We start from the raw sequence: 12,109 nt of genomic DNA, 5'->3' as shown, positions 1-12,109 counted from the left end.
CTTCGGGACAAGGATGTTTTTTGACGCTACGTTGTTATGAATGAATCATTTAGAATGACTAAATTTCTTCATTCATTCCTAGTATCGCCTAAAAAACATCCGTTGTCGCAAGCATCTGTGAAATGTCAACAGACCCTAATGAAAGCTCAAAATGGCAGGATACTTTGAAGTCGATAAGGCAAAAGACGGACAGTTTAAATTTGTACTCAAAGCAGGCAATTCAGAGATTATTCTCACCAGCGAGCTTTACAAAACCAAAGCTTCTGCGATGAATGGTATTGTTTCTGTGCAAAAGAATCGTGGCGATGATGCACGCTATGACCGTAAAGTGGCAAAAAATGATAAACCATATTTCAATTTAAAAGCGGCGAATCATCAGATCATTTGCACCAGCCAATACTACACCAGTGCAGCATCACGTGATAATGGTATTGAATCTGTGAAGAAGAATGGTTCAAGTGAAAGGATTAAAGATTTAACGGTATAATTTCCTGTAAAAAATATGAAAAAGGCTTCTACGGAAGCCTTTTTTATTTAAAAGGATAAATATGACAAAAACATGGAATCGGTTTCGACTCGCACCAGCGATTGCGACGTTTATCATCGTGATTAGCTTTCATATTTTATTTTTCTTAGATGATCCGCTTCAGTTTCTCATTGGCTTAATCACACCGTCAATTATTTTTCCGATGTTGGCGCTCATGTGTGTTGCATTGGTCGTGGGTTATGTGATTGGTATTATTCCTGCGTATTTGACTTCAAAAATATTCTATAAGTTGTTAGGCGATCCACAGGAAAATATGCGTCGAAGTCATTATCACAAGTGTGGTGCTTTAGCAGCTTTGACATGGTCGCCGTTATTGATTTTTGGAGTATTTCGCATCGGGACACTGATTCTCTTGGGGTTGTTTCTTTTGATCGTGGTGCTTCCAACGACGCTAATTTGTGCAGATTTGGAGTGGCGAGCTAGATGGAAAATACAGCAAAAAGTGGAGCTATAACCCCGATTTTTGTCAAAAAACTGTCATCAATTGATCATGAAATGGTCAAATTCCAAGTTTAATATCGCAGAATAAGAAAACTAACTTGGACAGATGAATGACCAATCAATCAGCAATTGTGCTGGATTATGCGCAAGCAAAGTTGCAACAAAATAAAAACCAACAAAATGAGTCAAAGCTTCCTGCACGTAAGTTGCGTATTGCTATCGTCACTGAAACTTGGCCACCTGAGATTAATGGTGTATCCCTCTCCGTAATGCAACTGACCAAAGGTTTACAACGTCGTGGGCATAAAATCTTATTGATCCGTCCACAGCAAAGTGAAAAAAATCATAGCTTTTACCCAGATCAAGAGTGTGTAGTACGTTCGCAGTCGATTCCAAAATATCCGCAGATGCAATTTGGCTGGCCACAGATTTTTAAAATCGGTCAGGCGCTAGATCAATTTAAAGCAGACATTGTGCATATCGTGACTGAAGGACCGCTTGGATTGGCAGCACTCAATCAAGCCAAATTGCGAAATATCCCAATTTCGAGTGGATTTCATTCCTCATTTCATGATTTTAGTCGTTATTTTGATATGGCATTTTTGGTTCGACCAGTCCGCCAATATCTAAAATGGTTTCACAATCAAACGGATTTGACACTTGTGCCAAGTGAAGATACCCGTCAAGTGTTAAAAGATGAGTTTGGATTACGCTGTCCGATGCGAATTATTAGTCGTGGTGTGGATAATCAGCGCTTTAACCGCAACTTGCGTAGCTCGGGTCTTCGTCGCCAGTGGCAGGCAGATGACAATACCACAGTGCTGTTATCCGTGGGGCGAGTTTCACCCGAAAAAGAAGTGCCGTTTATTCTTAAAAGTTATCAAGAACTAAAAAAATATCAACCACAACGGAAGCTGAAAATGGTGGTGGTTGGTGATGGCCCAATCCGTGAAGACTTGGAAAAACAATATCCTGATGTAACCTTTATGGGTGCACAGATGGGTGAGGCGTTGGCAATGTGCTATGCCAGTGCGGACGTATTCTTATTTGCTAGTGAAGTCGATACCTTTGGCAATGTCGTACTTGAGGCATTGGCTAGTGGCTTGCCTGTATTGGCATATAACTATGCTGCGCCTGCGCTGATGGTTGAACATGGTCGTACAGGTTGGTTGCTTCCATTTGCGGACAAACAAGCATGGCAAAAGACTTTGCTCAACTTACCATCATTGAAAGACTTGGCGCATATGGGACAGATTGCAGGGCAAAAAGTGGCTGATTGTGGTTGGGATCGTCCTGTGGCGGATTTTGAAGACGCATTATTGCAATATGCCAAAAAACCAACTATGTATGTGCAGTTTTAAGTTTTGTTTTGGCAGTTGAGCGTTGATATTGGAAGATGAGATTAAAAATAAATCACGGTGCGATAAAAGCATGGTCGCACTATTTAAGCTGATCACAACGGATCAAGGAGTAGTCGCATGAATAAGATAAAAGTTGCGCAAAAAGCGATTCTAGATTGGGATTCACGAGGTTGTGTTTATCTCAATCATTGGTCATCACATCCTTATGTGGCAAAATTTTTTAAAGCGGTAAGTCGTCTTGGTGACGGTGCATTTTGGTACATCATGCTTGCCATCGTATGGGGCATGAATGGCTTGGCGTACTTTAGCCAAGTGATCTATATCATCCTTGCAGGCAGTGTCGGGACGCTGATTTATAAACTCTTAAAACGTCATACTGTGCGTCCACGTCCTTATCAGGTGCATCAAGTGATTAGTTTGGGTGAGCGTCCGCTTGACCACTTTAGCTTTCCGTCAGGGCATACTTTACACGCAGTTTTGGCATGTACAGTCTTGGGTAGTATTGAATCCGTGTTACTTGCGATCATGTTGCCATTTACCATTTTGGTAGGCTTGTCACGTATGATCTTGGGTTTGCATTATCCGACGGATGTGATCGTTGGGGCGAGTATTGGTTTTATGGTGGCGATGCTGACGTTGTGGTGTGCGCCGATGCTTGGGGTGGTGCTTTGAGCCGCACTAGCCAATCCATCAAATCATAAAGATAAAAATTGAATCACTGGTTTAATGAAACTTGGTTTGATATGGGATAAGCATTGCGTCTGTGTCGAATTTTGTTAAAGTAGCTTGCATTGATCTCGTAAATTGACTTTGTAAATATAAATAAAGGCTAAGCTATGGCACTCCGTTGGACAGATTCGATTGATATTGCGATTGAGCTTTACGAAGCGCACCCAGATGTCGATCCGCAATATATTCGTTTTACCGATTTGCACCGTTGGATTTGTGAATTACCTGACTTCGAAGATGATCCAAACAAATCCAGCGAAGGTATTTTAGAAGCCATTCAAATGGCATGGATTGACGAAGCACGTTAACTTCATTGGTGAAAGCTTTTTGTGTCAAATCACGCACTAATACATTTGCATTTTGTCGAAAAAGTTTAGACTGAATCAAAAATCAAGACAAATTGCACTATATCTTGCGCCTATCGCTCGTATATAATGCGCCAAATTTTCCGTTTTTATGAGGGTCTGCTGGCATTTCACAGATGCTTGCGACAATGGAAGCTTTGTAGGCGATACTAGGCATGAATGAAGAAGTTTAGTACTTCTAAATGATTCGTTCATAACGACGTAGCGTCAAAAAGCTTCCTTGTCCCGAAGGGTTATAGCTAAAACAGCCATAAACTTCGTTATGAAACTTGGCAAGGGAGTGACCATTCCCTTCGTTTCATGCCTTGTTTATGTGGTTTTAGCTGATAACGCAATGCATGGTTGAAATACCAACAGACCCTATCCAGTTCTTAGACATTTAAGGAGCCAATCATGGCGATTGAACGTACTTTATCTATCATCAAACCTGATGCTGTAGGCAAAAACCACATCGGTGACATCGTTGCACGTTTCGAAAAAGCTGGTCTTAAGCCAGTTGCAATGAAATACAAGCAGCTTTCTCAAGCTGATGCGGAAGGTTTCTACACAGAGCACAAAGAACGTGGTTTCTTCAATGACCTCGTTGCATTCATGACTTCTGGTCCTGTTGTTGTATCTGTACTTGAAGGCGAAAACGCAGTACTTGCGCACCGTGAAATCTTGGGTGCAACAAACCCTAAAGAAGCGGCTCCTGGTACAATCCGTGCAGACTTCGCTGTAAGCATCGATGAAAATGCTGCTCACGGTTCTGACTCAGTTGCATCTGCTGAGCGTGAAATCGCTTACTTCTTTAATGCAGACGAGATTGCAGCTCGTACGCGTTAATTCGATCGGGATGGTGTTTGTGTAGTGCGTCTTGCCTAGCAAACAAATCTCATCGTGATAAAGCTAGATCAGTGTTATACTTATCTAGCTTTTTTGTTTTTCACTAGGGTAAACGGTGAAAAACGGATATAATTTGCGCCCTCGATTTATCCTTCAATATTTTTATTGATCACTTTCATTTATCGCCCCTCATATTGCATGGCAGGTTTTGCATGAACACAGCTCAATCCATTTCTACGCTTGCGCAAGATGCGACTGTGCAGGAAAAAACTGTGCAGAAAAAAATGGTGCAGGATCAAGCTGTATCAAAAACAGTGCAAGTGAATTCGTCAAAAGCCAATTTGTTGGGTATGACACGTGCTGAGCTAGAAGCTTTTTTTGAAAAAATCGGTGAAAAGAAGTTTCGTGCAGGACAGGTGATGAAATGGATTCACCAGTTTGGCGTGACGGATTTTGAAGAAATGACCAATATTTCAGGAAAACTTCGAGAAAAGCTGATCAATATTGCAGAGATTCAAGCGCCTGAAGTGGTACATCGTCACTATTCCAAAGATGGTACCCGAAAATGGGTGTTTCGTGTTGGTGATGGAGATGGTTCTCTAGTCGAAACGGTGTTGATTCCTGCAGACGATAAAACTGGTGCACGTAAGACTTTATGTATTTCCTCACAAGTAGGCTGTGCATTGGATTGTTCATTTTGTTCAACAGGCAAACAAGGCTTTCAACGTGACTTAACCCCTGCGGAAATCATCGGTCAGCTTTGGGTGGCAAATCAATCTTATATGGAAGGCGTGCCTGTTGGTGATCGTACTCGCACCGTGACAAACGTCGTGATGATGGGTATGGGTGAACCATTACTGAATTTTGATCCAGTGGTTGCGTCAATGTCATTGATGCTTGATGATTTTGCTTATGGCATGTCTAAGCGTCGAGTGACTTTATCGACTTCAGGTGTGGTGCCGATGATTGATAAGTTGGCTGCGACGATCGACGTTGCATTAGCGATTTCTCTGCATGCGCCAAATGATCCACTGCGTAATGAGCTCGTGCCGATCAATAAAAAATATCCGCTAGAGCAATTGATTGCAGCTTGCCAACGCTACTTGGCAAAAGATGGTAATGAAAGTAGTCGTAAGCACGTTACCATTGAATATGTCATGCTCGATGGTGTGAATGACAAACCTGAGCATGCGTTACAATTATTAAAACTATTAAAAGATTTACCAAGTAAAATCAATTTGATTCCGTTTAATCCATTTCCGCATGCGCCTTATGGACGGTCGAGTCGAAATCGTATTATGGCATTTCAAAAAACTTTGTCAGATGCAGGATTTGTCTGTACCATTCGTCAGACACGTGGCGACGATATTGATGCAGCATGTGGTCAGTTGGTGGGGCAAGTTGCGGATCGGACACGTCGTGCTGAGAAATGGAAGCAGAAAATCGCCAGTCAGCACAATGAAATTTTAAGAACACAAAGTGATTCATAACGCATTGATCTGATGGAAATGTGAGTCACAAGCGATGAAAATATTGAGGTCTTTGTTTGAATGATGGTTACTCGTTTTAACCCAATGGGGCAAACAGTATTAAAATCTACATTAGGTGCGGTTGCACTCAGTGCTTTGATCGTGATGTCTGGCTGTGTAACCACGACACCTGCAACCCGACTTGGGGAAAAAGATCCTGCAAAAGCAGTACAACTGCGTACACAACTGGCAGCTGAATATATTCGTACAGGTGAGCTGGATAAAGCCAAACAAGAGCTTGATCAGGCGTTAAATACAGATTCACGTTCTGTCGAAGCCAACCTGATGATGGGTGTCTTGCTACAACAAGAAGGTAGCCCGACCAATATGGCAAAAGCAGAAGAGTATTTTAAACGTGCGATTTCCATTGATGGGTCGCATGCCCAAGCACGAAATAACTATGGTGCATACTTGTATCTTCGTGACCGCTATCCTGAAGCGATTGCACAGTTCAAAGTGGCAGGTGCAACACTAGGCTATACACAACGTTATGCGGCACTTGAAAATTTGGGACGTACCTATCTGAAAGTCGGTGACAATGCCAATGCGGAACAAGCCTTTACCCAAGCCTTGCAAGCCAATCGTGACTCATTGATCTCACGCTTAGAGCTTTCCGAATTGCTTTATTTTCAGCAACGCTTTACATTGGCGGGGCAGATGTATGAAGATTATATCCGCTATACGGGGCAAGCCAGTCAAGGAGCACGTGCACTTTGGATTGGGCTACGTCTAGCACGAGCTCGTCATGATGATTTAGGCATGCAAGTACTTGCCAATCAACTGCGAGCACAGTTTCCTGATAGTCAGGAATATAAACGATATTTAGAGTTAAAACAGAGTTCTGAGGCGGTATGGAAATAGATACGAATACACCCAAAAATAAATCTTCAACGCCTTCGAGCATAGGCAGTGCACAGCGTCCGGGTGAATATTTGCGTCAAGTTCGCATGTCGCAAGGGAAAGAGCTGTCTGAAGTAGCACAAGAGCTAAAAATTTCGGAAAAGCAGTTAGTGGCATTAGAAAAAGATGACTATCAGTCTTTGCCACAAGCGCCTTTTATCAAAGGCTATTATCGTGCTTATGCAAAGTTTCTCAACGCAGATGCTACAGCACTGATTCAACGCTTTGATGAAATATACAGCACTGATACAGGCTTAACTTCAAGTCATACCTTAAAAGATTCTCCGATTAAGTCGATGGGACGTCTGACTCGTGGTAAGCGTCGTGGTTCAAATACATGGCTGAAACGCATTGTTTTATTGCTATTGATCATTGCCGTGGTGTGGGGACTTTGGTCGTTAGTTTCAAAATGGATGAGTAAGAATAATCAAACTCAACCTGTAGATAATGCAAATGGCGTAGAAATCATTGAATTTGATTCAGCAGGTGTGGGTGCGACCACAGCATCGGGTACTGGTGATCAGTTGCTATTGGATTTTAGTCGCCCAACGTCAGTGATGATCCAAGACGCATCGGGCAATACTTTGGCGCAAGGTCGTCAAAGTGAAAGTTTGACATTATCAGGACAGGCACCTTTTAGTATTCGCCTTGATGATGCACAAGCTGTAAAACTCAAATTAAATAATGAAGATATCGCATTAACTAGCTATACCAATGCGAGCGGTTCTGCTGACTTTAGATTGTCACCTTAATCCTTGACACTATAAAGTTTCATCTTTGAGAGGTTCGCATCATGATCGTCAATCCAATTCAACGTCGTCCAACACGTAAAATCCGTGTTGGTTCGGTCTATGTCGGTGGTGATGCGCCAATCTCTGTGCAGACTATGACCAATACCGAAACTTGCGATGTCGATGCGACGGTTGCACAGATTCAACGCTGTGCAGATGCAGGTGCTGATATTGTTCGAGTATCTGTGCCGACTATGCAAGCTGCTGAGGCTTTCGGGAAAATCCGCAAGCAAGTCGAAGTGCCATTGGTCGCAGATATTCATTTTGATTATAAGATCGCTTTAGCCGTTGCCGATCATGGTGCGGATTGTTTACGTATTAACCCTGGCAATATTGGCTCTGAAGATAAAATCCGAGAAGTGGTTGCTGCGGCACGTCATCATGATATTTCCATGCGCATAGGCGTCAATGCAGGTTCATTAGAAAAAGATTTGCAAAAGAAATATGGTGAGCCGACAGGTGAGGCACTGCTTGAATCGGCAATGCGCCATATTGATATTTTAGACCGTTTAAATTTTCATGAGTTCAAAGTCAGCGTCAAAGCATCGAATGTGTTTCTGACCATGGATGCCTATCGGTTATTGTCCAAGCAGATTGATAATCCACTGCATCTCGGTGTCACCGAAGCAGGGATATATCGTACAGGTACGGTCAAATCAGCGATTGCACTCGGTGGGCTACTGCTCGAAGGCATTGGCGATACCATGCGTATTTCACTCGCTGCTGAGCCAGAAGATGAAGTGAAAATTGGTTTTGATATTTTAAAATCATTAAGTTTACGTTCGAACGGCATTAATTTTATTGCTTGTCCAAGCTGCTCACGCCAAGAGTTTGACGTGATCAGAGTCATGCAAAAGCTTGAAGAGCGTCTGGAAGATGTCCGTGTGCCAATGGATGTATCGGTGATTGGTTGTAAGGTCAATGGACCGGGTGAAGCTAAAGAAGCGGATATCGGTGTGGTTGGTGCAAGTCCAAGATCATTGGTCTATCAAAATGGTGAAAAGAGTCATTTGATCGACACCGATCAATTGGTGGATGAAATTGAAAGCATGGTGCGTCATCGTATTCAACTCTCGGAAGAAGCGAAAGCGAAAGAGATTATCCGCACCAGTTCTAAGTAATTTAGATCTTTAATGAAATAGTTCATGAAGGTCGTGTATTGAAATAGCGTATTTAAAAGTGTGTTAAACAGATCATGAGTTCAATTGTTGCAATTAAAGGGTTTAACGATTTTCTACCCAACCAAACGCCTGCTTGGCGCAAGCTAGAAGCACATTTATCGGCTTTGATGGATGCGTATGGCTATCAGCAAATCCGTTTACCGATCGTTGAACAGACCAATTTATTCAAGCGTTCGATCGGTGATGCAACCGATATTGTTGAAAAGGAAATGTATACCTTTTTAGACAAGGGTAATCCGCCAGAATCATTGACTTTGCGTCCTGAAGGGACAGCAGGTTGTGTGCGAGCGATGCTTGAGCATAATTTACTGCGTGGTGCGACACCTCGGGTTTGGTATGTCGGACCGATGTTTCGCTATGAAAAACCGCAGAAAGGTCGCTATCGTCAGTTTCATCAATTCGGTGTGGAAACTTTTGGTGTGGCAAGCCCTGATATGGATGCCGAAGTGATCTTGATGACGGCACGTCTTTGGCAACGTATGGGCGTGGCGGACAAAGTACAGCTTGAACTGAACACGCTAGGCGAGGTCGATGAGCGTACCGAATATCGCAATGCCTTAGTTGCGTATTTAGAGCAACACAAAGAAGCGTTAGATGAAGATTCACAACGTCGTTTAAGCACCAATCCGCTACGTATTTTGGATTCAAAAATTGAATCGACGCAAAAAATTATTGCCGATGCACCAAAGCTACATGACTTCTTAAAAGAAGACAGTCTGAATCATTTTGAGCAGCTCAAACAATATTTGACTGATGCAGGGATTCAATTTGTCATCAATCAAAAACTCGTTCGTGGCTTGGATTATTACAACAAAACCGTTTTTGAATGGACGACCACACATCTTGGCTCGCAAGGTACAGTCTGTGCAGGCGGTCGTTATGATGGCTTGGTTGGGCAGTTGAAAGGCAAGGCGGATCAATCTGTGCCTGCGGTTGGTTTTGCGATGGGTATGGAGCGTTTGTTACTCTTGCTCGAACAGCAACTCACTGAAACTGCGACGGACTGTGATGTGTTTCTATTGGCAGAGCCTGCATATCAAGGTAAAGCATTGGTACTTGCTGAGCAGTTGCGTGATCAGTTTGAACAGGTACAATCTTCAATTCGCCTAAAAACAGGCTCGCAAGGCAGTATGAAAAGCCAAATGAAAAAAGCCGATCAATCAGGTGCAAAATTCGCCTTGATTTTGGGTGAGCGAGAATGGCAAGATCAACAGGTTTTGGTGAAAAACTTACAGACTGCTGATCAGCAACAGATTGCAATCGCTGAGCTTGCATCATTTTTAACCGCCACTTTTGTTAATTAATATTTTTCCGCTAGGTTTTTCTTAGCGTAGCGCCCAAATGGGTAAAGGATAGATTCATGGTAGCAATGACTGACGAAGAACAGAAAGAACAGCTCAAGTCGTTTATGAAGCGGTACGGCTCGCCAATTATTATTGGTGTGCTTTTGGCGCTGTGTGCATTTTTTGCATGGCAGTGGTGGAATAAGAAACAAGCGATTGAGGCGAGTAATCGTACTGCGCAGTTCCAAGAAATTCTGAATCAGCAAGAGAATGCCAGTAGTGATGATGCAGCCTACAAAAAGCTTCAAGCTGATGCCAATGCGTTAATTCAAGAAAACCCTGATAGTGCGCAAGCGGTACAGGCGCAACTGGTACTTGCAAAATTGGCGTATGAAAAAAAAGGCTATGCTCATGCTACCAAAATTCTGACGGCTGCACAGACTAGCAAAGTTGATGACGAAGGGCTGAAAGCGATTGTGAATGTACGTTTGGCTTATACGCAAATCGACCAGAATCAGCTTGATCAAGCGTTAAAAACTTTAGATCAAGTTAAACTTGAGAGCTTTATCCCAACAGTAGAAGAAGCACGCGGTGATATTTTTGTCGCGCAGAAAAAAATCGCTGATGCACAAAAGTCTTACAAAAAGGCGTGGGATGTGTTGGTAGAACGTAAGCAAGTCCGTGAATTATTACAAATTAAATTGGCAAATGTCGGCGTAATGGTGGAAGATCCTGAAATTGAAAGCCCAATTCAGACACCGGCCCAAGGCGCTACACCTACTGTGAGCACTGCCGAAGCAGAAAGTGCTGAACAAAGTACCCCGACTGAAAATACTGCGAGTGAGTCTTAAGACATGAAAAATATGATCAAACTTCCTTTTGCTGCAACCGTCTTGTCTTTGGCATTGATTGGCTGTGCCAGTAAAGGTGGGATCAAAGTCGAAGAGGCGAAGCCAAAACCATTACCAAAAATTCAAGCGACTCAGGCTTTAAATAAAGTATTTTCGAATACTGTATCGTCGAGCCCGAAACATGATTCGCTACACTTACAGCTTGATCGTGCTAATAATGTATTTTACAGCGCAGATCCAGATGGTGAAGTGGCTGCATACGATGGCAAAAAACAACTTTGGGAAGTGCGTCCAACCAAAGACTTAACTGCAGGTGTATCTGTTGGTGGCAATGTGGCTGTAGTTGGTAGTCGTCAAGGGAAACTAGTTGCCTTGAATGCACAAACTGGCGAAACGCTTTGGACACAACAACTTTCAGGTTCGATTTTGAGTCCGTCGTTGATTGAGCAAAACCGTGTCGTGACGATTACCAATGATGGTACAGTCTATACGCATGATGCAGAATCAGGGCAAATGGTGTGGACATTTGACTTGCCAAATACACCGCTGAGTGTACGTGGTTATGCGATGCCAACTTTACTCGATAGTCGTACCGTAGGTATTGCAACAGCGAATGCGTATGTTTATGCGCTTGACTTGATCACCGGTGTGCCTCGTTGGCAACGTCGTGTGGCGGTGAGCGAAGGACGTGGAGATATTGCACGTTTAGTTGATATTGATAGTCGTCCAGTCGTTGTCGATGGCAATATGGTCAGCGTTAGCTATCAAGGTCAAGTGACGGTGGTTGATTTAGCTTCGCAACAAGTACGTTGGACAGAGAAAGCGAGTAGCTTGTCTAGCCCTGCTGCAGACTCAAGTGCAGTCTACGTTGCCAATAGCGATGGACGCTTAGTCGCATATAATCTCGCAGACGGCGCAAAATTGTGGGAAAATGATCAGCTGTTAAATCGTGGCTTGAGTAATCCAGTGTTACTTGGTGGCGTTTTGGTTGTTGGCGATTATGATGGTGTATTACATTTGATCGACCCGATCACAGGTCAGCTTCATGGTCGTGCTGAAACTAAAGGGCAAGTACACAACCTACGTGTTGAAGACAATTTGCTTTTTGTTTCAACGGACAAAGGGCACTATACAGTTTGGCAAAATTTGGTGAATTAAGTCAGTGAACCTCGAAAATCAGCTGCGTCGGTAAATTTCTGCGTTGCTCCTTGCTCGCAATCCTCATGTACTAGATGTACACTGTGGTTGCTGTGCGAGGTGCGCCTTGAAATTTACACCACTCGCTAGGTTTTACGAGATTCCCTTT

Annotated in this window: 13 protein-coding genes; all 13 read left to right on the top strand. The window is 43.1% G+C overall.

Annotated features, from left to right (window positions below):
• The first annotated feature begins 151 nt into the window (after positions 1 to 151).
• Positions 152 to 487: a YegP family protein gene (locus ACE3PQ_RS11030; protein WP_374297872.1), complete on the top strand. Its 336-nt coding sequence runs from the start codon at positions 152 to 154 to the stop codon at positions 485 to 487.
• Positions 488 to 548: 61 nt separating this feature from the next.
• Positions 549 to 1,001: a hypothetical protein gene (locus ACE3PQ_RS11025; protein ID WP_374297870.1), complete on the top strand. Its 453-nt coding sequence runs from the start codon at positions 549 to 551 to the stop codon at positions 999 to 1,001.
• Positions 1,002 to 1,098: 97 nt separating this feature from the next.
• Entirely contained in the window at positions 1,099 to 2,349 is a 1,251-nt protein-coding gene (locus ACE3PQ_RS11020) for a glycosyltransferase family 4 protein (protein WP_374297866.1), read from the top strand.
• Between the two features lie 117 nt (positions 2,350 to 2,466).
• Positions 2,467 to 3,021, top strand: coding sequence for a phosphatase PAP2 family protein (locus ACE3PQ_RS11015; RefSeq protein ID WP_374297862.1), 555 nt, complete (start codon positions 2,467 to 2,469; stop codon positions 3,019 to 3,021).
• Between the two features lie 164 nt (positions 3,022 to 3,185).
• Positions 3,186 to 3,386 (top strand): Fe-S cluster assembly protein IscX, encoded by a 201-nt coding sequence (gene iscX / locus ACE3PQ_RS11010; protein ID WP_298891834.1) that lies wholly within the window; start codon positions 3,186 to 3,188, stop codon positions 3,384 to 3,386.
• A gap of 450 nt (positions 3,387 to 3,836) precedes the next feature.
• The gene (ndk, locus tag ACE3PQ_RS11005; protein ID WP_374297857.1) at positions 3,837 to 4,268 is read left to right on the top strand and encodes a nucleoside-diphosphate kinase; all 432 of its coding nucleotides are present in this window, start codon (positions 3,837 to 3,839) and stop codon (positions 4,266 to 4,268) included.
• A 284-nt stretch (positions 4,269 to 4,552) separates the two neighbouring features.
• A complete protein-coding gene (rlmN, locus tag ACE3PQ_RS11000) occupies positions 4,553 to 5,758 on the top strand; it encodes a 23S rRNA (adenine(2503)-C(2))-methyltransferase RlmN (protein ID WP_374297880.1) in 1,206 nt (401 codons plus the stop codon).
• A 60-nt stretch (positions 5,759 to 5,818) separates the two neighbouring features.
• Positions 5,819 to 6,658, top strand: coding sequence for a type IV pilus biogenesis/stability protein PilW (gene pilW / locus ACE3PQ_RS10995; protein WP_374297854.1), 840 nt, complete (start codon positions 5,819 to 5,821; stop codon positions 6,656 to 6,658).
• A complete protein-coding gene (locus ACE3PQ_RS10990; RefSeq protein WP_374297852.1) occupies positions 6,649 to 7,449 on the top strand; it encodes a helix-turn-helix domain-containing protein in 801 nt (266 codons plus the stop codon). Before pilW ends, ACE3PQ_RS10990 begins: the two co-directional genes overlap by 10 nt.
• A gap of 41 nt (positions 7,450 to 7,490) precedes the next feature.
• Positions 7,491 to 8,609 carry a flavodoxin-dependent (E)-4-hydroxy-3-methylbut-2-enyl-diphosphate synthase gene (gene ispG / locus ACE3PQ_RS10985; RefSeq protein ID WP_374297849.1) on the top strand — a complete coding sequence of 373 codons (1,119 nt, stop codon included), beginning with the start codon at positions 7,491 to 7,493 and terminating at the stop codon, positions 8,607 to 8,609.
• A 74-nt stretch (positions 8,610 to 8,683) separates the two neighbouring features.
• The gene (gene hisS / locus ACE3PQ_RS10980; RefSeq protein ID WP_374297847.1) at positions 8,684 to 9,973 is read left to right on the top strand and encodes a histidine--tRNA ligase; all 1,290 of its coding nucleotides are present in this window, start codon (positions 8,684 to 8,686) and stop codon (positions 9,971 to 9,973) included.
• Between the two features lie 56 nt (positions 9,974 to 10,029).
• Positions 10,030 to 10,803, top strand: coding sequence for a YfgM family protein (locus tag ACE3PQ_RS10975; protein WP_374297844.1), 774 nt, complete (start codon positions 10,030 to 10,032; stop codon positions 10,801 to 10,803).
• A 3-nt stretch (positions 10,804 to 10,806) separates the two neighbouring features.
• Positions 10,807 to 11,961, top strand: a complete 1,155-nt coding sequence (gene bamB, locus ACE3PQ_RS10970) for an outer membrane protein assembly factor BamB (protein WP_374297841.1) — start codon at positions 10,807 to 10,809, stop codon at positions 11,959 to 11,961.
• Positions 11,962 to 12,109 lie beyond the last annotated feature (148 nt).

It is taken from the genome of Acinetobacter sp., assembly GCF_041911495.1.
GTDB lineage: Bacteria > Pseudomonadota > Gammaproteobacteria > Pseudomonadales > Moraxellaceae > Acinetobacter.
Note: the sequence above shows the minus strand (reverse complement) of the source record. Positions and strands in the feature narration are given on the sequence as shown.